Origin of the sequence: Bacillus sp. FSL R5-0709, assembly GCF_038004785.1 — a bacterium.
GTDB classification, from domain to species: domain Bacteria; phylum Bacillota; class Bacilli; order Bacillales; family Bacillaceae_G; genus Bacillus_A; species Bacillus_A mycoides.
This window is the reverse complement of sequence record NZ_JBBORT010000001.1, coordinates 2729501-2749469: the sequence shown is the minus strand read 5'-3', so window position 1 is coordinate 2749469 and position 19969 is coordinate 2729501. Positions and strand designations below refer to the sequence as shown.

25 protein-coding genes and 2 pseudogenes are annotated in these 19969 nt (G+C 33.2%); 17 read left to right on the top strand and 10 right to left on the bottom strand.

The features are described from left to right. Positions 1 to 152: 152 nt before the first annotated feature. Genes MKX37_RS14075 through MKX37_RS14060 form a run of 4 tightly spaced genes read left to right on the top strand, consistent with a single transcriptional unit; the run spans position 153 to position 2582 of the window. Positions 153 to 533: a GntR family transcriptional regulator gene (locus tag MKX37_RS14075; RefSeq protein ID WP_000805182.1), complete on the top strand. Its 381-nt coding sequence runs from the start codon at positions 153 to 155 to the stop codon at positions 531 to 533. Further along, the gene (locus MKX37_RS14070) at positions 530 to 1402 is read left to right on the top strand and encodes an ATP-binding cassette domain-containing protein (protein WP_002127824.1); all 873 of its coding nucleotides are present in this window, start codon (positions 530 to 532) and stop codon (positions 1400 to 1402) included. Before MKX37_RS14075 ends, MKX37_RS14070 begins: the two co-directional genes overlap by 4 nt. After that, on the top strand, positions 1399 to 2070 hold the full coding sequence (locus MKX37_RS14065; protein WP_000783094.1) for a DUF4052 family protein: 672 nt from the start codon (positions 1399 to 1401) through the stop codon (positions 2068 to 2070). Before MKX37_RS14070 ends, MKX37_RS14065 begins: the two co-directional genes overlap by 4 nt. A 32-nt stretch (positions 2071 to 2102) precedes the next feature. Then, entirely contained in the window at positions 2103 to 2582 is a 480-nt protein-coding gene (locus MKX37_RS14060) for a CcdC family protein (protein WP_033729220.1), read from the top strand. Between the two features lie 34 nt (positions 2583 to 2616). On the opposite strand, the gene MKX37_RS14055 is transcribed toward MKX37_RS14060, so the two are convergent. Then, a complete protein-coding gene (locus MKX37_RS14055; protein WP_157354806.1) occupies positions 2617 to 2760 on the bottom strand; it encodes a hypothetical protein in 144 nt (47 codons plus the stop codon). Here MKX37_RS14055 and MKX37_RS14050 point away from each other — a divergent pair. Beyond that, a pseudogene (locus MKX37_RS14050) lies at positions 2735 to 2902 on the top strand (2'-5' RNA ligase family protein); the annotation flags it as partial. The gene MKX37_RS14055 and the pseudogene MKX37_RS14050 sit on opposite strands and share 26 nt — an antisense overlap. Positions 2903 to 2917: 15 nt before the next feature. Here MKX37_RS14050 and coaW read toward each other — a convergent pair. The 8 genes from coaW to MKX37_RS14010 all read right to left on the bottom strand — a co-directional run bounded on the left by coaW (position 2918) and on the right by MKX37_RS14010 (position 8866). Continuing rightward, complete coding sequence (gene coaW / locus MKX37_RS14045) at positions 2918 to 3739, bottom strand: type II pantothenate kinase (protein WP_003189700.1); 822 nt, start codon at positions 3737 to 3739, stop codon at positions 2918 to 2920. Between the two features lie 27 nt (positions 3740 to 3766). Then, a complete protein-coding gene (locus tag MKX37_RS14040; protein WP_002127819.1) occupies positions 3767 to 4165 on the bottom strand; it encodes a 3-hydroxyacyl-ACP dehydratase FabZ family protein in 399 nt (132 codons plus the stop codon). A 55-nt stretch (positions 4166 to 4220) separates the two neighbouring features. Beyond that, the gene (locus MKX37_RS14035) at positions 4221 to 5420 is read right to left on the bottom strand and encodes an LL-diaminopimelate aminotransferase (RefSeq protein ID WP_002127818.1); all 1200 of its coding nucleotides are present in this window, start codon (positions 5418 to 5420) and stop codon (positions 4221 to 4223) included. 176 nt (positions 5421 to 5596) lie between these two features. Then, positions 5597 to 5965, bottom strand: a complete 369-nt coding sequence (locus MKX37_RS14030) for a hypothetical protein (RefSeq protein WP_002127817.1) — start codon at positions 5963 to 5965, stop codon at positions 5597 to 5599. A 179-nt stretch (positions 5966 to 6144) separates the two neighbouring features. After that, complete coding sequence (locus tag MKX37_RS14025) at positions 6145 to 6447, bottom strand: hypothetical protein (RefSeq protein ID WP_000120186.1); 303 nt, start codon at positions 6445 to 6447, stop codon at positions 6145 to 6147. Between the two features lie 165 nt (positions 6448 to 6612). Continuing rightward, the gene (locus MKX37_RS14020; RefSeq protein ID WP_002032512.1) at positions 6613 to 7815 is read right to left on the bottom strand and encodes an MFS transporter; all 1203 of its coding nucleotides are present in this window, start codon (positions 7813 to 7815) and stop codon (positions 6613 to 6615) included. A 293-nt stretch (positions 7816 to 8108) separates the two neighbouring features. After that, positions 8109 to 8543, bottom strand: coding sequence for an exosporium protein ExsC (gene exsC, locus MKX37_RS14015; RefSeq protein ID WP_002165595.1), 435 nt, complete (start codon positions 8541 to 8543; stop codon positions 8109 to 8111). A gap of 170 nt (positions 8544 to 8713) precedes the next feature. After that, complete coding sequence (locus MKX37_RS14010) at positions 8714 to 8866, bottom strand: YqbF domain-containing protein (RefSeq protein WP_078179002.1); 153 nt, start codon at positions 8864 to 8866, stop codon at positions 8714 to 8716. A 483-nt stretch (positions 8867 to 9349) separates the two neighbouring features. Between MKX37_RS14010 and MKX37_RS14005 the strand changes: the two genes are divergently transcribed. The 8 genes and pseudogenes from MKX37_RS14005 (at position 9350) to MKX37_RS13970 (ending at position 14657) form a co-directional block, all read left to right on the top strand. Beyond that, a complete protein-coding gene (locus tag MKX37_RS14005; RefSeq protein WP_078422438.1) occupies positions 9350 to 9688 on the top strand; it encodes a hypothetical protein in 339 nt (112 codons plus the stop codon). Positions 9689 to 9911: 223 nt separating this feature from the next. Further along, complete coding sequence (locus tag MKX37_RS14000) at positions 9912 to 10697, top strand: class I SAM-dependent methyltransferase (RefSeq protein ID WP_078422437.1); 786 nt, start codon at positions 9912 to 9914, stop codon at positions 10695 to 10697. Between the two features lie 69 nt (positions 10698 to 10766). Continuing rightward, on the top strand, positions 10767 to 10955 hold the full coding sequence (locus MKX37_RS13995) for a DUF3970 family protein (protein ID WP_002013371.1): 189 nt from the start codon (positions 10767 to 10769) through the stop codon (positions 10953 to 10955). A gap of 77 nt (positions 10956 to 11032) precedes the next feature. Beyond that, positions 11033 to 11998 (top strand): nucleoside hydrolase, encoded by a 966-nt coding sequence (locus MKX37_RS13990; protein WP_002127811.1) that lies wholly within the window; start codon positions 11033 to 11035, stop codon positions 11996 to 11998. Between the two features lie 124 nt (positions 11999 to 12122). Further along, positions 12123 to 12365: a GlsB/YeaQ/YmgE family stress response membrane protein gene (locus tag MKX37_RS13985; RefSeq protein WP_002013368.1), complete on the top strand. Its 243-nt coding sequence runs from the start codon at positions 12123 to 12125 to the stop codon at positions 12363 to 12365. Positions 12366 to 12457: 92 nt separating this feature from the next. After that, on the top strand, positions 12458 to 12853 hold the full coding sequence (locus MKX37_RS13980) for a hypothetical protein (protein WP_002084959.1): 396 nt from the start codon (positions 12458 to 12460) through the stop codon (positions 12851 to 12853). Between the two features lie 254 nt (positions 12854 to 13107). Then, positions 13108 to 13928 (top strand): annotated as a pseudogene (locus MKX37_RS13975) (aminopeptidase). A 24-nt stretch (positions 13929 to 13952) separates the two neighbouring features. Then, on the top strand, positions 13953 to 14657 hold the full coding sequence (locus MKX37_RS13970; protein WP_003189720.1) for a YjgB family protein: 705 nt from the start codon (positions 13953 to 13955) through the stop codon (positions 14655 to 14657). A gap of 14 nt (positions 14658 to 14671) precedes the next feature. Here the strand turns inward: MKX37_RS13970 and MKX37_RS13965 are convergent, their stop codons facing one another. Beyond that, positions 14672 to 15877 (bottom strand): MDR family MFS transporter, encoded by a 1206-nt coding sequence (locus MKX37_RS13965; RefSeq protein WP_002127807.1) that lies wholly within the window; start codon positions 15875 to 15877, stop codon positions 14672 to 14674. Positions 15878 to 15939: 62 nt separating this feature from the next. Here MKX37_RS13965 and MKX37_RS13960 point away from each other — a divergent pair, with 62 nt between their 5' ends. The 4 genes from MKX37_RS13960 (at position 15940) to MKX37_RS13945 (ending at position 19946) form a co-directional block, all read left to right on the top strand. Beyond that, on the top strand, positions 15940 to 17715 hold the full coding sequence (locus tag MKX37_RS13960) for an SgrR family transcriptional regulator (RefSeq protein ID WP_078422439.1): 1776 nt from the start codon (positions 15940 to 15942) through the stop codon (positions 17713 to 17715). 158 nt (positions 17716 to 17873) lie between these two features. Continuing rightward, a complete protein-coding gene (locus MKX37_RS13955) occupies positions 17874 to 18497 on the top strand; it encodes a YhbD family protein (protein WP_002189908.1) in 624 nt (207 codons plus the stop codon). Positions 18498 to 18510: 13 nt separating this feature from the next. Next, the gene (locus MKX37_RS13950; protein ID WP_002127804.1) at positions 18511 to 19221 is read left to right on the top strand and encodes a polymer-forming cytoskeletal protein; all 711 of its coding nucleotides are present in this window, start codon (positions 18511 to 18513) and stop codon (positions 19219 to 19221) included. Between the two features lie 17 nt (positions 19222 to 19238). Next, a complete protein-coding gene (locus MKX37_RS13945) occupies positions 19239 to 19946 on the top strand; it encodes a hypothetical protein (RefSeq protein ID WP_002127803.1) in 708 nt (235 codons plus the stop codon). The last annotated feature ends 23 nt before the right edge of the window (positions 19947 to 19969 follow it).

Below are 19969 nucleotides of genomic sequence, written 5' to 3'. Positions count from 1 at the left end.
TTATTTTATGATTGAAAATACGGACATTTTTTTAAGGGAGTCATTCAGTATTGAATGATTCTTTTTTTGATGAAAATTATGGAAAAAAATATAACGTTGTGCTATGGTTAATTACATAAGTAATGAACCTATGAACCTAAGGTGGTGAAATCGTGAAACCTACTCTAGAACAAAATAAGTTAATATACATACAAATTGCAGAAACAATTGAATCTGATATTTTAAAAGACATATTACTTGAAGAAGAACAAGTTCCGTCGACAAATCAATTTGCGAAGATGTTACAAATTAATCCGGCTACAGCTGCAAAAGGAGTAAATCTACTAGTAGATGAGGGGATTTTATATAAAAAGAGAGGGATCGGGATGTTTGTTACAAAGGGAGCAAAAGAAGTCGTACTAAAAAAAAGACAAAATACTTTTATGACCGAGTATTTACCTAAAGTGTGGGAAGAAGCAAAAGTACTAGAAATATCAAAAGACGAATTGATGGACATGATACACAAAATTACGAAGGAGGGGAAAGAGGGATGATTGCACTTGAAACGAAAAACTTGTCTAAAAAATATAAAAAGAAATTAGCTGTTAACGAAGTAACTATTTCATTGGAAGAGCATAAAATATATGGTTTGCTTGGAAGAAACGGAGCGGGGAAAACAACTTTATTAAACATACTCGCAGGTCAGATTATTTCAAGTAGTGGAAGCGTATCTGTATTTGGTGAAAATGTATTTGAAAATAGTAAAGCGATGCGAAATATTTGTTTCGTAAAGGTGAAAGAAAACATTAATTTAAGTAGTAAGGTAAAAGATGTTTTTTATTTGTGTAACATGTTTTATGAAAATTGGGATCAAGAATATGCTGAGGAACTTATTAAAAAATTTCAATTGAATGCAAAAGAAAAATATTATGATTTATCCCATGGTATGCAAACAATTGTTGGTATTATTAAAGGTTTAGCTAGTAGAGCACCAATTACTATTTTTGATGAGCCGACTACCGGTTTAGATGCAGCACATCGAGAGTTGTTTTACGAATTATTATTGGAAGATTATAGTGAATATCCACGAACAATCATCTTATCAACACATTTAGTTGAGGAAGTGTCCCATGTTATAGAAAATGTAATCATATTAAAAGAAGGATCATTAGCTGTTCAATCCTCTGTGGAAGATTTTTTAGAAAAAGGACACATAATATCAGGACATAAAGATAAAGTGACAAATTTTTTAATGGGGAAAAATGTTGTAAAACAAGAGTTGTATGGGAATAAAGAGATTTCTGCGATATGGGGAGATCTTTCTGCTAGAGATTATGAGCTAATAGAAACTGAAGGGTTAGAAATAGACAGAGTAACACTGCAAAAACTATTTATTTATCTAACAGATAATGAGGTGAAATGAAAATGCTTTTAAAACAATTAAAGTTACATATGAAATTTCATTATAAGGCTATTCTTATCTTTTGGTGTGTGGCATTACTTATAAAATGGACAACAACTGCAACTGATATAAAGGGACTAAAGGTAGCATTTTTACATGATATCTTCAATAATTCATCTATTGCAATTGCAATATTTATTGTGGCAAGTGTTTTTCTTGTTCAAGATGACATATTTCGTACAGTTGTCTCATTTGGCGTTACTAGATTACAATTCTTTATTGGTTCAGTATGTTTTATCATATTACAATCAGTAATTTTTTCATTTCTACAAGTTTTGCTTTTACAAGGTACATTTTATGAAACGAAACATATAAATTTAGGAGCACATACAATCGAACAATTCTTTGCACAGTTCGTGTTCTATCTATTATTAGCTAGCTTATTTCAATTAACAACTATTTTTCAGAAAAGATTTAATTGGATAGGCTTTGCTTTTAGTGTGATTTTTTTCTTGGGGTTGACGAGTACAATTTATGGTAAGGTAGGTTTGAAAGAATTGGTATTTATTGATAGTAAATCGTTACTTGATATACCCAATTTTATATCAATTTCGATAGTACTTATTTTAATATACTTTATAATTAGCGCTCTATTTATTCGTAAAGTTTCTTTTGAGGATACGATTTAAGCACAAATACTTTAAGAGAGAAGGAAGACTGTATGGGAGATACTTCTTCACTAATAACCGTCTTTTTATGCGTGGCACTGCTAATTTTTTGGCGACGATATCGTTCTATGTATAAGCCGATAAAGGGAACGGGAAAACGTATTTTGTGGCCATTACTATTTTTAACACCGGGTATTTTATTGTTTTTTGGTCCAGTACATCCAGCTATATTACAAGTGACTATAGCAGCATCCATTGGGGTGATTTTCGCAATCCCACTTATATTTCTAACAAACTATGAGCGAAGAGAAGACGGAAACATTTATACGAAAAAAAGTGCTGCCTTTTTAATTACTTTTATCGGAATTGTTATTTTAAGATATAGTTCAAGACAATATATCGTTGGCTTAGATCCGCAAATAATTGGTTTATTATTTTACGTCGTTGCGGTGTCTTATATTATTCCGTGGAGAATTGCTTGTTATATAAAATTCAGGAAAGTTTGGCGCGGGAATAGTAATCATGTGATATAAAAATAAAAACTTCTCATTTGAGAAGTTTTTATTTTTATGGGCTATTTGCTTGTAATACAAGTTTCGAAACATCTTTAACAGAACCTATTTCAAATGCCCTCATACGAGCATTTACTGCACGTTTAAATTGCTCTGTTTGAGGTGTCGCTCCTGTAACAGTTGGGAGAAAACATAGCACAGAGTTAGCAACTGAAATAGCGAAGGATATTCCTAGTTTTCATGAGAAGTTAAATTGTGTAATTGATAGAATTAGTGTGGAACGAATTGGTGAGAATGGAGAATCAATTATTGAATTTGAAGTACCATTGCAAAAAAGCTGACAAAAGTCAGCTTTTTTATTTCGAACTATGAAGTAAAGCACCAATTGCACCACTATAACCGCAGTCTTGTAAAAAGACTGGTATTTTGTTTTGATATTCTGTATAGCTACTAATAATATTTTGAAGATGTACGTTATTACATAGAGTAGAACCGATGTAAATGATATGGTCAATATTTTTTGCTTCGGCGAATTGAAGACTTAATGCTGTGACGACTTCACCGACAAGTCCTTGAACGGTAGCTAGTATATCTGAACTACTATAATTTGAGTCTGTAATGGTCGCTTTTCCGAAATTGCTAGCAGTTAAGTTATTATCAAGAGGGGAGAGAATCCCGCCATAAATATCTCCAACTGTAATATCTAGACTGTTTCTTGAACCAATTTTCGTAAGCGGAATCACGTCTTCAAAATGATCTATATTTGTTAATAGTTTTGAAAGACCCATAATAGTACCACCGCCAACTCCAGTTCCACCAGCGCGAACATATTGCTTGTCGTGAACATAGTGAATGGAAGTACCTGTACCGATATTTGTTAATACAAAGCTGTTTATAGCACGTTTTTCTTCTTTTAGTATGTATCGTACTCCTGCTAAAGTAGCTTCAAACTCGTTTAATTCTACTATTTTATATGAACTTGAAAGGAGTTGTTCTAACTGTGTAGCTTTACCACCTGTAATGCATAATTGTGTAATTGAATTATTATTATGAAGCCATTCTTTAATTCTTTCATGTTCATATGAATAAAATTTTTCAAAAACTAATTTGTTCATTTCGTTAAAGTAAGCAATTTTTGTTAATGTTCCCCCAGCATCAATACCAACAACATTCCGCATTTCCCTACCCCTTACTATGTAATCTGTTTAATCAGCTTGATATATTAATAGCTTTTCAATGGTAACGATTGATTGACCGTTTACAGAGGCAATTCCTTTCCCAAGAACAAAACCTCGTCTGTTACGTGTTAATTCATAATGTAAGTCAAGTTTATCACCGGGATACGCATTTTCATGAAATTCCACCCCATCTAAAGAGGAGAGGAAACCAAGTCCTTCAGATTCACCTGTACTTACAAAAGCACTAAGTTGAGCCAGTGCTTCTACAATTAGCATATGAGGCATATAGTTTTGATTTTCATTAATAAACCACTCGTTATTTGTGATCAGTTTGTATCCTGTAGCTGATTGAGATTCTTTAACGTTTGTAATTTTATCAATCATTAAAAATGGATAGCGATGGGGAAGAGTATCTTTAATATTCATATCGTACCTCCAGGAATAATAATACCCCTGCTAAAGTTAAGCAGGGGAGTTATTATTAATTCTTAACTAATTCTTCTATTTTTTCAATAGAGAAAATACCGCTATTTTTAATGTTTTCAACTGCTTCTTGTAATACTACTTTATCTTGAACAAGTGCAATACGTACAAAACCTTCGCCATGAGGACCAAATGCATGGCCTGGTGTGACAACGACATTTGCACGATCCATAAGTGCATAAGCGAACTCTAGCGAAGTCCATCCTTTCGGAATTTCAGCCCAAACGAACATACTTCCAGCTGGTTTATTGACATTCCAACCGAATTTGCGGAATCCGTCCACTAAAGTATCTCTACGTTCTTGGTAAATTCCACGGTTTTTTTCACAAAATGCAGCGCCGTGTCGTAATGCAGCGGATGCAGCTTTTTGAATTGGTAAAAACACACCGTAATCAGTATTAGACTTAAATTGCGTAAGCGCGCTGACAATTTCTTCGTTACCAATCATATAACCAATACGGCTACCAGCTAAACTATAACTTTTAGATAAAGAATTAATTTCAACGCCAACTTCTTTTGCACCAGGTACAGATAAGAAGCTAATTGGCTTTTGACCATCAAAATAAAATTCAGCATAAGCAAAATCATGGACAACGATAATATTATGTTTTTTCGCGAATGCGATTACATCTTTAAAGAAATCTTCATGTGCCATTGCTGGAACTGGATTTCCTGGGAAGTTCAAAATCATCATCTTTGCTTTATTGGCGATTTCTTCAGGGATAACTTCTAAGTTAGGTAAGAAATCATTTTCTTTTTTTAATGGCATGTAGTAAGATGTTGCACCGGCCATTTGAATTCCTGTTTCATAAGCTGTATATCCTGGATCAGGAACTAGTATTATATCTCCCGGATTTGCAAAAACCATAGGTAAATGAACGAGTCCGTCTTGTGAACCCATTAATAATAAAACTTCTTTTTCAGCATTTAATATAACGTTATGAGTGTTGTTGTAATATTCAGTTACAGCTTCGTGAAATTCTTGAATACCAGATAATGTATATCCGTAACTTTCTTTTGCACTTGCTGTATGTACCATTTCTTCTCTCACAAAATCAGCAGGAGGCATATCAGGATTTCCGATACTTAAATCGATCATTTTATGACCTGCTGCAATTTTCTCTTTTTTATAGGCCCCTAATTCACTAAATATAGAAGATTGGAATGCTTTCATTCTAGTTGCTAAAGTGTAAGTCATCAAAACCCCTCCTAAAAACAGTGTTTTCTTTCTGTATTTTTAATTATTCTGAAAACACATGTTTACATTTTATCATTTTTTTATGAAAATTAAAACGATTGACAAATTTAGAGGGAGGATAATAAGGGGAAATATAAAAATAACGTAGAAAATATTTTCTACGTTATAAATGAAGATTAATTGTTTGTTTTTTTATATGTACATGTGTTTTCAGTTGTAAAAAAGTATACATTTAATTCATTATCGACAACTTTTAAAGATTGATCCGATGTAAACGAGTTACCATAATCAATACGATACACGTTAGAATTTTTAACAAACGATCCTTTAAATAAATCCTCTTTTTTATTTGTTGTTTGCATTTCCACTAAATTGTGAACAACCTTTTCTTTCTTTTCTTCTTTCACAACTGTTTCAAATTTATAATATACAGGGCATTCACCTTTTTTATTATCAATGACTTCCCAAGAGCCGTATATATCATTATTGCTACATCCACTAAGTAGAACGATTAATATAGGGAAAATAAATAGAAACTTTTTCATTGTGTACTCCTTTCTTATTCGTTTTTATAAACGTGCGAATACGGTAGGAATATTGTAAAAAATAAAGTTTAAATTTTCATAAAGAATTTTTAAATTTCACATAAAAATTTGGAGAAAGGTGAGATTTTTAAAATGAAAAGGCATGAATCTAGTGTAATGCTAGATTCATGCCTAGTACTCTATCTTATGTTATGTTTTTTGAGGATAAATGAAGCGGAAAGAAGAATGACAATTCCATTTACAATATATACATTTAAAATAACGAAGACTAGGTTAGCTACTCCCAAACCACCTTTATCGAATATAGATGTGAGTGCTGTAGTAGTCAAAAAGATAATGGGAGTTAACAATAAAAATAGGAAACCTGCAACAATCCTTCTTTTAAAGTTATTTTGAGATAAGGAAATGGCTAAAAAATTAAGGACGCCAAACATGACCAATGAAAAAAGAAGGATAATTAATAATTGGATGCCATAAGACATTTCCACAGCTCCTTTTTGAAAAATCTATAATTTATTTTATTCGAAAGTAGTAGGGGATACTCCTTTAAATATTTGAACTACATAAAGAAAATAGATTTTAATCCTTAAAATTCTAAAAGAATGGACCCAGTAAAATACGGGATCCATTCTTAAGAAGTATTAGTTTTATATATTCGCAGATTGTGACGTTTGTTTTTTAAATTGTTTCTGCTTAGATAAGGAAATAAAAATAATCAACAACGAAATAACTCCGAAGATGAGAACCATATATTGTAACCCAATCGTATCTAAGAAGAAGCCAGTTCCAAGTAAGACAATTTGGAACATAACTCTTTCAAACATATTACGGAATGAGAAGAGACGTCCGTGATAGCTTTTTTCGACTTTCGTTTGGAAAATTGTCGACATAATAGGGAAGAAGCAGCCTACACTAAATCCAAACAAACCAAATGAGGCAAGTGCCATCCATTTAATATCGCTAAAGAACAACGAAAGGTGTGCAAAAGCGGTACAAATTGCGAAGAAGTATAGTAACTTTTCAGGTTTGAAATGATCAGATAAACGTTTAATAACGAAGGCACCTAACATAAATGCTACACCTTCAATTGTATATATGAATCCTTTAATCGTTGGGTCATGTTGCATTTCGCTAATGTTAATAACCATTAAATTGAATCCAGCTATAAATAATAGAGGGATAATACTTAATATAAGTGCTGTAAAAGCAATAGGAATTCCTTTTAAAATACGAAATACTTCCATAAAACTATTATCTTTAGCTGATTGTTTACTTGATGTAGCGGATTTTTTATCTTCAAATTGTAGGAAGAAAGTTGAGAGGAATAATAAAGCGTATGCTGCCATTGAGAAGGCATACATATACTGTAAACTCATTACAACTAAAAGAATGCCACCTAGTGAAGTACCTGCAATACGAGCGATTGTACCGATATTCATATGTACACCGTTCATTTGTAATAGCTCATGTTCATTAACGATGAGTGGAATTACAGATTGTAATGCAGGGAAATAAAATGCCGCGGAAATTTGAAGTGCAATCATAAATGCAATCATGAAAGCGATACTTTCATATTGAATAGCGAAAAACATGAAAATAACACTAATAACACGACCAAATCCAGCGTAAAGAAGAACTTTCTTTTTTTCATATTGATCAATGACACGCCCAGCCATTGGACCGACTAGAACACCAGCTAACAGTCCGATAAATAATATAACGGATTTCATAAAATCAGAAGGGACGTATTTTTGCATAAATTCAAGATTACCAAGAATACCAAGCCATAACCCTAGACCAGCAATAAACTCCCCAATTAACACAATCCAAACATTTTTATTACGCCACATAATGTAAAACCTCTCTGTCTTTTAAAATGAAAAACTCGTATATAAAACCTCCTTATTTTATGTATTATTTTTAACGAACTTTTTTAGAGTCAGAGTCTATATTACGTGTTTCATTAATGGATTTCAATCTTTTTGATTTGTAAAAAAAGGATGAATTAAGTGATACAATGGGTAACTAAAAATACAAAAAATTCACAAGTAAATTCAAAGGGAAGGTAAGTGTGGGGAAAATAAAAAAAGTAAGAACGCAGATAATGCGTCTTACTTTTCTCAAAAAACCAAAATAGATTAAATTAGCAACACTTATGATCTTGTCCAATAGCTAAGCCGCTAAAAGACAGAGGACCAACAATGTCTGCACTTGCACCACTAGTAAGGTTTTCTACAGTTAATGAATACTCGTGAGTCCCGCAGCTAACATTTTGATCTATAGCTTGAAATGTTTGCGCGTAAAATTGCTCAGAATCTGTAGATTCAATCCCTACTTGAGCGTTGAAGATTTCTGTATTGTCACGGAAAATTCGGAATAAAACTTGTGAAATCTCAGTTATACCTTTAACCCCAACTGTAGCAATTAATTCTACTCGATTATTACGTGAATCTCTTCTTGAAATTTTTAATTTAATACTTGCTAGAATTGCTTTTTCTGGGGAATGGGGAATTACAAAAGTTGTTTCACCTGTTTTATTTAAAGGTTGAGTAGCTTGATAATCAATGATATGAGTCATATTCGTCACCTCCTCATATACTAAAATATGAAGGTAACGATGAATTAGCTTGGACATATACTATAAGATTTTAAGAGAATTGAGGAGTAATGTTGAATAAAGGGAGATAATATAAAAGCATCAAGAAAAAATCCCAATTATGAGAGTCATTTTTTGATGCTTTTCATACTTTAGGCGGAATATTCTTCTTTACGTACTTCGAAGAATTCATTCCGGCGTAAGTAATTAAAAATTTTTTCCGAAACCTCTTCTTCATGAGACACTAAGAATCGTTGATCAAAAGCATAGAAAGATTGACCTTTAATTAATTTTACGTAGTATATTTTACACGCCTCCTTTAAATTAGGATTCTTAAATACTTTATATTATGATGACCTATCTGGTTGTTAATAATACTTAAAGTTTCAAAGGGGAGAAGTATAAATTCAAAAAACATTGAAATAGCTTACAAATCTGTAATGTTTTTGTCACCTTTGCCGATAGTTAAAATTAACCAGTATCTTCTATACTACAAATAGGTTCCATAAAACAAGGGGGTAGAAAGATGGAGGAAGTAATTGGAGAAGTTGTAGCAGGGATTTGTGAATTTGTAGTTGAAGTTACGGTGGATGTTTTAGGAGATTTAGTTTCCGGAAATGATGAAGAGAAAGAAACATTATAAAATTTGTAAAAAGTTTAAAGATAAACAATGTGTAAAAGTTGATTTCTAAAGGGAAGTCAGCTTTTATATTTTTTACATTATATTAATAATATCTAAATATTAATCTGTTATGATATTGATGAAATCAATAAAGGAGCTGACCGATATGAATATGCAGAATTCTAGATGTGATGTACCTGATTCTAATACGATTGTAGCGAATATAAATGAAAAAGAATATCACTTTATTGTTCGTATACATCCACTTGCAGGAAAAATGATAGCGCTATTTGAAAATGGGAAAGAATATGGCTTGCTTGATAAGGAAATCGCTAGTAGGGATAAATTTATTAGGTCAGAGCTTACTAAGTTGAAGCATTTCAACATAGATATTCTTTATGATAGTCCTGGGTGGATATGGATTGGCATGGACCAATATGGATTGCATGCAAGAGAGGCTACTAATAGCGAAGTAGAAGTTATTGTGAAGTTACAGGGGGATTAGACGTGTAAGAAGATCCTCAAATTTAAGAGATACTTTGTGGGGTTGTGGGATAATTCCCCATAACCTTTTTTGTTTTGTGCTTAAAAATAAAAGAGTTAAATTTTTTTGATAGAAGGTCTCTAGTACAAGAGACGAGACTAAACTAAACTAAAAGAGGATTTGAAATTATATAAAGAGAACTTATAAATTAAATATAATACTTTATAGAAAGAAGATGATAAAAGTGAGTAAAGAAGAACTTGTGAAACAACAATTTGGTAGTAATGCAGAGAAGTATGTGAAAAGTAAAATTCATGCAAAAGGACTGGATTTACAATATGTAGTTCAGCAAGTTGAAACTCGTCATAATACTCGTCTTCTTGATATTGCTACTGGTGGTGGACATGTTGCTAATTTGTTAGCCCCAATGTTCAAAGAGGTAGTCGCTCTTGATTTAACAGAAAAAATGTTAGAAAAAGCAAAAGGTTTTATAGAAGGGAACGGACATGAAAATGTATCATTTGTAGCAGGACATGCAGAAAGGTTACCATTTACTGATGATTCCTTTGATACAATTACATGCCGAATTGCAGCACATCACTTTGTTGATCCTTTGCAATTTATTTTTGAAGTAAATCGAACGTTAGAAGATAATGGATTATTTATATTAATTGATAACGTTTCACCAGAAAATAATGAGTTTGATACATTTTATAACTTTATCGAAAAGAAGAGAGATCCAAGCCATGAACGAGCTTTGAAAAAAACAGAATGGATTACTTTATTAGAAAAACATGGTTTGCAAATGCAGTCATGTCATACTTTTGACAAGAAGTTCGATTTTGATTGGTGGTGCGATATGATGGATGTTCCTATGCAAAAACGTGTAAAGTTAACAGAGTGTATGATGAAAACATCAAATGAAATGCAAGAATTTTTCAAAATTCAATTTGGAAACAATAAAATAGAATCGTTTTATACTGAAATGGCACTGTTCGTATGTAAAAAAAGTTCAACATTAAAAAGATAAATTTCTTGCAGTCTTTCTGATGTACGATATACTTAGTACAGAGAAAATGAGAATTGAGGAATAGTAATAATGATTCGTGTACGTATTGAGGGAACTGAGGAAGAGATGCTTGAATTTTTAGAGAAAATGCCTGACATTCCTGGGTTTGAAAAAACACATATGAGAGAACCGAGAAAAGGGAATAATCCGAAATATGATTCAAGCAAAAGTGTACTAGCATATTTATCTTATAAAAAGATTGAAGTCGCCAATAAATAGGCGGCTTTTTTAATTATCTCTGTTTCACCGCCTTGTCTTTTTCGCATAATAATAATAGTAGATTATGCTGGAGAGGGGTGAGGAAAGTTAATAAAAAAATAATCTTTTTCGGAGATTTTGGTATTGATGATGCAGTAACGTTAATTTATGCGAATAAAACATGCAAATTAGATATTATCGGTATCGTTGCAGAGTATGGAAATGTATCAAGAGAAATTGTTACGGAAAATGTTTATTTTTTAGAAAGATACTATGCTACAAAAGTGAAGATTATTGAAGGTGCCAGTAGACCAATGACAGCTGAAGAACCTTTGTTTTTCCCTGAAATTCATGGGGATCACGGTTTAGGTCCAATTATTCCACCGAAAATGAGAATTTGTGACAGAGAAAATTTTTGTGAATTGATTAAATTAATTGAGCCTTGTCCAGAAGATATTATTATAGTGGCGACGGGACGATTAACAACACTTGCAACATTATTTTTATTGTACCCCAATTTAATGAATCGAGTATGTTCTTATTATATAATGGGCGGTGTTTTTCTATTTCCGGGAAACGTTACACCTGTATCAGAAGCTAATTTTTACGGCGATCCAATTGCCGCGAATATCGTTATGAAATATGCGCAGAATGCTACAATATATCCGTTAAATGTAACGCAGCGTGCTCTTATTACCCCTGAAATGGTCGATATTATTGATAAAGAAGGAACAGGGCAGGCGAAACTCATAAAGCCAATGATCGATTTTTATTACGAGAACTTTTACAAAAAAGAATATCCAGGTATTGCTGGGAGTCCGATTCACGATTTACTTCCGTTCATTTCATTTATAAATGATGATATTTTTGAATATAAAAAATCAGCAGTTTGGATTAGTACGACGAATGATGTAACGAGAGGTCAAAGTGTTGCAGATTTTAGAAAAATAGCTGAGCCAACGACGTTTGATAATCGTCCTATACAAAAAATTGCCGTTGAATTTAATTATCAAGCGTTTAAAGACGAATTTATGAGAACAATATTGAAGCCAGATTGTCCTTAAAAGGGTGAGCAGATTTGAATGATTTTCATAAGACGAATAACTTACGAAAAATGTAACATAACTAATGGTAAGCAATTGTTTCTGATTATAATTTTTATTGGTCAATTATAAAGGAGGAAATGATATGATTTGGTCTTTAATCGTTGGTGGTATATTAGGATGGTTTGCAAGTTTAATTACTGGGAAGGATGTACCTGGTGGTGTAATCGGTAATATTATTGCAGGTATTGTCGGTTCTTGGCTTGGTACAGCGTTACTTGGTAAATTCGGACCTGTTATAGGCGGATATGCGATTGTTCCGGCTTTAATAGGCGCCATTGTTTTGATTTTCATCGTAAGCTTTATATTCCGTGCAATGCGGAAATGAATACAGGGGACTGTCTACATTTGTAAGCAGTCCCTTTGTATTATGTTGTCTAATCTGTTATGCTACTGTTATACAATCAGGAGGTGTCAGCATTGAAATCATTTACAGTAAATTTTCATCAAGAGGATAATGCAAAGGCAACAACAGTACATAAATTAAGTGAAGAGGATTTCGAGAAAGCAACAGAAAAAGGTACTCGTCATCTATTTGATTTAGATACAAACGTTGGTTTCTTCGTATTCTTTGATGCTGAAGATACAGAAGGAAACGAGCAATACTTAATGTTACAATATGAAGGAGATCATGAAGAACCAAGTGCTTGCTACGGATTTGATTTGAAATTGTTCTATCAATTTTTAGCACTATACTTAAATGATCTTGAATTCCAAGGTGAGACAAATGAAGAAGAGGAAGAAAATGGTCCAATTCATCATTTAGCGCACTTACTTTACCATATCGTTGAAGACGGTAAATCTATCGAAGTGTAAAAATACATATTTGAAGCTGTCCTTTAATAGGGCAGCTTTTTTAATTATATAAATAGTTAATCTTAATGGATTTCTGATCATGACAAATGATTTGAATAAGATTCAGAAGGAACAAAACATTAAACCAGCAGAGAATGAGTATTCACTTTCTGCTGGTTTTTTGCATTTAAAGGAGATTTTGTAGCAGTTTAATTCAAGTTACAAAAAGGATATAGCGAGTATGGAGAGAAGGTGTATACAAGGAGATGAATAAGATGATTAACAATACAATTCCAAGCTTTTTGAAGCTTTTGGAAAGCGATGATATAGGATTACATGACTTGAACAAATATTATGATATGCACCCAGAGGCATTCGAAGAGTATTTTAAGTTTCACTGTCCTAAGACAGAAGAACGTCTCTCTAGTGCGATTGAAAAGTATCCTGCAAAACTAGAAGACATTCGTATTATTTCAGAAATTTTACCATCAATTATTCAAGAAGTTAGTAAGGACTATCGCATTCAATTTGGTAGTAATATAGATGTAACTTTTCATATATTTGTAGGTGGATTTGGTTCTAATGCATTTGTGGAAAGGGAGATTATTGGGGATATATTTTTTGCGGCTGAGAAATTATCTCCTGTAAGGGAGCACCTCCGTGTTATCGTTGCTCATGAAATCGGACATATATATCATAATGTAGCATTACAAGAGAATGGAATGATGCCCCGGTAAGTTTATATCGTGAAGGGGTCGCGACCTATTTATCACAACTAATAGTTAAAGGTTTAAGTGAGTCCGTTTACTATTCATATAGTAGTAATGGTGATTCATCGTTACAATATTATAAAGAAATTGAAGAGAACATTAAGAAACGTTTTTTACAGGATTATGTTGAAGGATGGACAGTTGAAAAAGAGAAAGAATGGTTCCGTCTATAAGGAGGGACTTATTTCGGATACAACCGACTCGGTTATTTTTTAGGAAAATCATATATAGAGTATATGGTCCGTACTTTCGGAGAAACGGAAGCACTTACTTTTTGGGGGAAAAATAATTTGAGGAGTAGTGTTATGGAATGGTTACAAAAGTGAATATATTGAAGAGGGAGGTTGAAAATGATGAAAGTATATATGAAAGTACTTATATTTTTCCTAACTTTAACGTGTGTAGCGGCTTTAACCGCATGTACTAACGCTGAGGAAAAGAAGCAAACTAATTCAACATCAGAAAATAGTACGGAAAAAAAGAGCGATACGTCAGAAAAGAGTAAAAAGAATGAAGAGACTGCTCCCAAAAAAGAGAATGAACCTGTGGAAAAACCAAAAGGTCAAGAATCGGTAAAACCTTCAACGGAGTCTAATACGAAAAATACAGTGCTTAATCAAAAATCAATTAACCATGTAAAAGATTTATTTGAGCAAGCGAAAGAAGGTAAAGTACCTAACGTACCATATGCAGCTCATACAGGAGATATTGAAGAAATAGAGAAGGCATGGGGAAAGGCAGATAAGACTGAGCAAGCAGGAAACGGGATGTATGCAACTTTTACAAGTAAAAATGTAGCATTTGGCTTTAATAAAGGATCACAAGTCTTTGACGTACGCTCTTACCATTCAGAGCTCAAATCGATTACGTTACAAGAAATCGAAAAGGCTTTAGGAAAACCAGCGTCTGTTAAAGAAAATGGTAATGATAAAATTTATGTTTATAAAGTAAATGACCAGTTTGAATTGAAATTCGTAATTCCAAAATCGACTGGTAAAGTACATCATATTTCTGTGTTCTCACCGGAGGATAGTATTAATAAAATGGCAGGTTAAATGAAGAGCTGTTCCTATAGGGACAGCTCTTTTGTTTTGTTTCTTTCTAACGATTGAACAAAAAAAGCTTGAATGATACCACCGATTATTAATAAGAAGGCACAAATATAAAATAGAGTACTACCGCTTAATTTACTTAATAACAATGCACCTACAAAAGGCCCACAAGTTCTTGAAATATCCCAATGTATACCGTATATAGAAAAATATAATCCGCGTCTATGACTTGGAGCGATTTGTGAAACGAATCGTAGTAAGTGATTCAAAGCTATACTTTGCCCAATTACTAAAAAGAGCAATGTGAAGAATAATGACCATATTGTTGTGGAATAACCGTAGCCAATCGCAGCTAACGTATAGCAAGTATAGGAAATAACAATGATTTTAGGCATAGAAAACTGTTCAGACCATTTCACAAGGGAAATTTGGAGAATCACTTCCATGACAGCTTTACAAGTTGAGATAAACACGAGTACAAATAGAAAATTTGGAAATACACTTTCGGCGAATATACGATAATTTGATTCGGTTTGGGCGTAGAAAAAACTAATCGGTAGCGTAGAAACCATAAGTCCAAACACAGCGTAATGCTTTGAAATAAATTGTTTTGGCGAATATACTTCTTTAGTTTTATTAACATTTTTCATGAGTGGAGCTGTTTCAGGAAGCTGCGTCCAAACGAGAATAGCATATAGCGTAAGGGCTACACCTTGCAAAATAAATAAATACTCAGGGTGACTAGTATAGAAAAAGGCGCCGATTAATGGGCCAATTACAGAGCCGATTGCTCCCGTAGTATGCAGAACAGCAAATATTTCTGCCTGTTGTTCTTCCTTCGTTAAGTCAGCGATTTGTGCTCGCTGTGCCGGAATATATAAAGAGCGTCCAATACCATTTACTACATACAATAAGGCGAAAAAGGCGACCGATTCAGCAAAAACGAAGCCGCTTACGGCAAAAGCTTGTAAAAGTAATCCGAGTAACATTATTTTCTTTCGGCCGTATTTATCTGTTACACCCCCAGCGATTAATGTAAACACAATATCAGCGAGAGGCTGTAATCCGAAAAGAAGCATTGTAACGATGACATTACCATTTAACGCTTTATTAACGTGAACAATAAAAATGATAGCTAACATCGCTTCAGTCGTTCGGACTAACAATTCACCGAACAATCGAATGAGAATAGGCTTATTATAGCGTTTTAAAAGATACTTCATTTTTATTTCCTCCTTTCTATATTGAAATGATAAGATGGAAGCCAGAAATGAAAAAGGGTAGAATGAAAGAGGAAGATTTTTCATCTTTTAGGGGGCGTTTTATGATTATTTTGGAACAATATATGCACCTGTGGCTCCAGTATGGAAATGGGAGAGCAGAGGGAGAACAATTAGAAATAACAATACAAAATATATCTGAAACTTTATTTTGTACAGAGCGAAATAGTAAATTAATCATAAAAAAATTAGAAGAATTTAATTGGATTATGTGGTTTCCAGGCCGAGGGAGAGGAAATCGTTCAAAGTTGTTATTTCAAAAACATCCACTTTCTTTAATTTTAGAAAGAGGAAAAGAAATAACGAAACAAGGGGACGTAAAAAGTGGAAGTGCATTTATTGAAAGATATAGCTCGTATTTTCCATCACTTCAAACGCAATTTCAAACGTGGATTGATTCGATATTCGGTTATCAAGTCGAAAGGACATCTAAAGGGAGAAGAGATGTGCTACGTTTGCAAGTCCAAATGAATCTAGATATTGCATTAGATCCTGTATACGCTACGATGCGTTCGGAATGTCATATGGTAAAACATATATACGACACGTTAGTGTATATAGACGGAAATACAAACAGTGTAGAGCCAAGACTTGCGTTTTATTGGGAATATGATGACCAGAAATATATATGGACCTTCTACTTACGAAAAGGTGTTCAGTTTCATAACAGGAAAGAATTTACTGCTTATGACGTTGTACATACATTTAAACGATTCTTGAAAGCGAAAAATAATCCGCATGCGTGGATGTTACAGCACGTTGAAAGTTTACATATTCTTGATGACTACATTGTGCAGATTCGTTTATCTACAGATAATAAGCTGTTTTTACATGCTTTAAGTACAGAACAGTGTTCTATTGTAAATGAAGATGGAGATGGAAGGTTAATCGGTACTGGACCGTTTCGATTATGTGAAAAGAATGAGGATGTATTCGTATTAGAAGCAAATGATTTATATTTTCGCGAGCGACCATTTCTCGATCGAATTGAATTATGGAATGTAGAGCACAGCGTAAATACGTGCGATATTTTAGCGAAAGCACACTATAACAATATAGAAAAGCATCATAAAGAACTAACTAGACTTGAGTCGAATGTAACATACATTACATTAAATACCGCAAAAGAAGGACCTATGCAAAACACGATGTTTCGGAAAGCTCTATATAAAATCATTCATAGCAATGCGCTTATCGAGGAATTGCAAGGAGCGCGCGGAGAAATAGCAGAAGAATTGGTTCTAACAAAGGGTGGCACTATACATATAAATGAGGACATATATACGCTTATTAAAGAGAGCTCTTACCGTAATGAAACACTGCGACTATATACATTTACAGAACAAGATCATGTTGAAGACTCATATTGGATACAAAAAGAGTGTGCGAAGTATGGCGTCACTATTGAAGTCATTTTTCTTGAAACAAAAGAGTTATTGCAAGCAAGTACGATACAAAAGGCTGATATAATACATGATAGTGCGACAATTAGTGAGCGTATTGAAGAAAGTTTACTATATATGTTTCTTACAAAAAACAGCTTTATTCATCAACATAGCAATATAAAATTTAACGAAGTATTGCAGTCTTATTTTATAGAGAATCAATTAGAGAAACGGATGACACTGTTACACAATATTGAAGACACATTGTTACGCCAAATTCATATTATTCCTTTATATCGTAACAAACAGCAAGTAAGTTCACACGAAAAAGTGCAAAATATAATGATTAATCCACAAGGTTGGATCGATTTTTATCAAATATGGTTTAAGCCTTGATATATAAAGGTTTTTATGCATTTTAGTAAGGTGTGTAAGAACCTTTTTTGTATGAAAATGAAGTTTGTTTTGCACATTTTTACGCTACATGTTATAAAAGTTCATTTACAGCGTAACAGTGTTATGTTACATTGTTGTTAGGAAGGAGTGATATACAGTTGATTACAGATTTAATTTCAAAAAAAGATTTATTAGAGTTAACTGGTATTTCATACGGACAGTTATATAGGTGGAAGAGAAAAAATTTAATACCGGAAGATTGGTTTGTACGGAAGTCAACGTTCACAGGTCAGGAAACATTTTTTCCAAAAGAAAAGATATTAGAGCGTATTGATAAAATTCAAACGATGAAAGAGGATCTATCGCTTGATGAATTGGCAAATATGTTTTCACCAAGCGTAACAGAGATTCTTTTAGCAAAGGAAGATCTCATTCGTAAAGAAATTACATCAGAACCTGTTTTACAATTTTTCATGGAGCAAACGAACAAAACGGCAGATTTTCAATTTGCAGATATTCTTTATGTATACGTGTTAGAAGAACTTCTTCAATCAGGAGACGTTAGCTTAGAAGAAGGGAAAATGGTTTTACAAGTTTTACGTGAAAATTATGAAGCGATTAAACATAAAAATTGTGACTTAGTTATTATTCGGAAGTTAGGGATTTCTACATGCTTCTTAGTATCAAGCGTTGAGGATTTAATTTTTGAAAAGGGAACAAAGATTGTTTTACGTGTAGCAATTATGAAATATACCGAAGCATTAAAAACTAAACTGTTGTAGTGGAGGAGAAATCATGCGTACAGAAAATTTAATTATAAACGGTTACGGTACATCGAATGGCGGTGAGTTTCACAAAGTACAGCTAAACGGAAAAGGAACTGTTAATGGAAACGTTGAATGTGAGCAATTTGAATGTAATGGTTACGGTGCAGTTACTGGTGATTTGAAAAGTAGTAATGCAAGAATTAGCGGATCGGGTAAAGTTGATGGTACAGTTAGCACAGAAATGATGCGAATCGATGGGAAAGGGACAATTACACAAGATGTAAAGGCGACCACTTTAAAAATTGCAGGAAAAGGTACGATAGGTGGAAATGTCACCGGTGAAGAATTTAAAATCAATGGCCAAGCGACGATTGATGGTAATTGCGAGGTTGATGTTTTTTCTTCAGAGGGACAGTTTACGGTAGGTGGTTTATTAAGCGCAGATGAAATTAATATTAATATTCACGGTACATGTAGAGCGAAAGAAATTGGCGGTCAAACAATTAAAGTAAGACATAGATTGAGTACTTTTAGTAAACTTTTTAAAACAGTATTTGGCCTGCAGTTAGAGGCTGAATTGTTAGAAGGTGACAATATCGATATTGATTATGCTCACATAAAAACGGTAAGAGGAAACAATGTTACAGTAGGACCGAACTGTGAGATTGAACTCATTGAATATACCGGAGTTCTTACTGTTGATAAAAGCGCAAATGTAAAAGAAATTAGGCAGGTGTAAAGAAGGGAGCAATCGATATGGAAAATCAACATAGTCTTACTGTTAATGGATCAGGTAGCTCAGCGGGTGGGGATTATAACAAAGTAAAGATACGCGGCGAAGGAACAATTTCTAATCATATGAGTTGTAATGAATTTAAAACGTACGGCACGAGTGATGTACGTGGTAATATGAAAGTTAAAAATTATGTCGTGTATGGAGATAGTGGAGTACAAGGAAACGTAGATGCGGAATGTATAAAAGTATATGGCAATACACAAATGTATGGTGATGCTCATATAGAAAAAACAAAAGTAAGAGGTATGATTGAAGTTAAAGGAAAGTTTTCAGGTGATTTCGTAGATGTGAAAGGCGCTTTAAATGTGAAGGGAGATATAGAAGTAGAGGAATTATTACTAACTGGTGGTCTTGAAAGTGATGGTTTGCTTAATGCTGAAAATATTGAAATCTCACTTCGTTATGAAGGAAGTAAAGTAAGGGAAATCGGTGGCAAAAAGATTACAGTACGTAAAAAAGTGAGATTTAATCCTTTTACAAGTCATGCTGGAAACCTCCAAACATCAATTATTGAAGGAGATGATATTTATTTAGAGCATACAATTGCAGACGTAGTTAGAGGAAATCATGTTATAATTGGCCCTGGCTGTGAAATTAGTGTAGTAGAATATCATACTAGTTTTAACCTGAAAGGGAATTCAGTCGTAAAAGAACATAAACAAATATAAGTAGTATGAGGGAGAGCAAGGTT

What these genes read in the sequence shown, in the direction of transcription:
- MKX37_RS14060 (WP_033729220.1), top strand. Translation starts at nt 2,103, where the DNA reads ATGGGAGATACTTCTTCACTAATAACCGTCTTTTTATGCGTGGCACTG.
- MKX37_RS13970 (WP_003189720.1), top strand. Translation starts at nt 13,953, where the DNA reads ATGATGAAAGTATATATGAAAGTACTTATATTTTTCCTAACTTTAACG.
- MKX37_RS14005 (WP_078422438.1), top strand. Translation starts at nt 9,350, where the DNA reads ATGAATATGCAGAATTCTAGATGTGATGTACCTGATTCTAATACGATT.
- MKX37_RS14070 (WP_002127824.1), top strand. Translation starts at nt 530, where the DNA reads ATGATTGCACTTGAAACGAAAAACTTGTCTAAAAAATATAAAAAGAAA.
- MKX37_RS13985 (WP_002013368.1), top strand. Translation starts at nt 12,123, where the DNA reads ATGATTTGGTCTTTAATCGTTGGTGGTATATTAGGATGGTTTGCAAGT.
- exsC (WP_002165595.1), bottom strand. Translation starts at nt 8,543, where the DNA reads ATGACTCATATCATTGATTATCAAGCTACTCAACCTTTAAATAAAACA.
- MKX37_RS13945 (WP_002127803.1), top strand. Translation starts at nt 19,239, where the DNA reads ATGGAAAATCAACATAGTCTTACTGTTAATGGATCAGGTAGCTCAGCG.
- MKX37_RS14020 (WP_002032512.1), bottom strand. Translation starts at nt 7,815, where the DNA reads ATGTGGCGTAATAAAAATGTTTGGATTGTGTTAATTGGGGAGTTTATT.
- MKX37_RS13995 (WP_002013371.1), top strand. Translation starts at nt 10,767, where the DNA reads ATGATTCGTGTACGTATTGAGGGAACTGAGGAAGAGATGCTTGAATTT.
- MKX37_RS14025 (WP_000120186.1), bottom strand. Translation starts at nt 6,447, where the DNA reads ATGTCTTATGGCATCCAATTATTAATTATCCTTCTTTTTTCATTGGTC.
- MKX37_RS14065 (WP_000783094.1), top strand. Translation starts at nt 1,399, where the DNA reads ATGAAAATGCTTTTAAAACAATTAAAGTTACATATGAAATTTCATTAT.
- MKX37_RS13950 (WP_002127804.1), top strand. Translation starts at nt 18,511, where the DNA reads ATGCGTACAGAAAATTTAATTATAAACGGTTACGGTACATCGAATGGC.
- coaW (WP_003189700.1), bottom strand. Translation starts at nt 3,739, where the DNA reads ATGCGGAATGTTGTTGGTATTGATGCTGGGGGAACATTAACAAAAATT.
- MKX37_RS14035 (WP_002127818.1), bottom strand. Translation starts at nt 5,420, where the DNA reads ATGACTTACACTTTAGCAACTAGAATGAAAGCATTCCAATCTTCTATA.
- MKX37_RS13965 (WP_002127807.1), bottom strand. Translation starts at nt 15,877, where the DNA reads ATGAAGTATCTTTTAAAACGCTATAATAAGCCTATTCTCATTCGATTG.
- MKX37_RS13960 (WP_078422439.1), top strand. Translation starts at nt 15,940, where the DNA reads ATGAAAGAGGAAGATTTTTCATCTTTTAGGGGGCGTTTTATGATTATT.
- MKX37_RS14030 (WP_002127817.1), bottom strand. Translation starts at nt 5,965, where the DNA reads ATGAAAAAGTTTCTATTTATTTTCCCTATATTAATCGTTCTACTTAGT.
- MKX37_RS14040 (WP_002127819.1), bottom strand. Translation starts at nt 4,165, where the DNA reads ATGAATATTAAAGATACTCTTCCCCATCGCTATCCATTTTTAATGATT.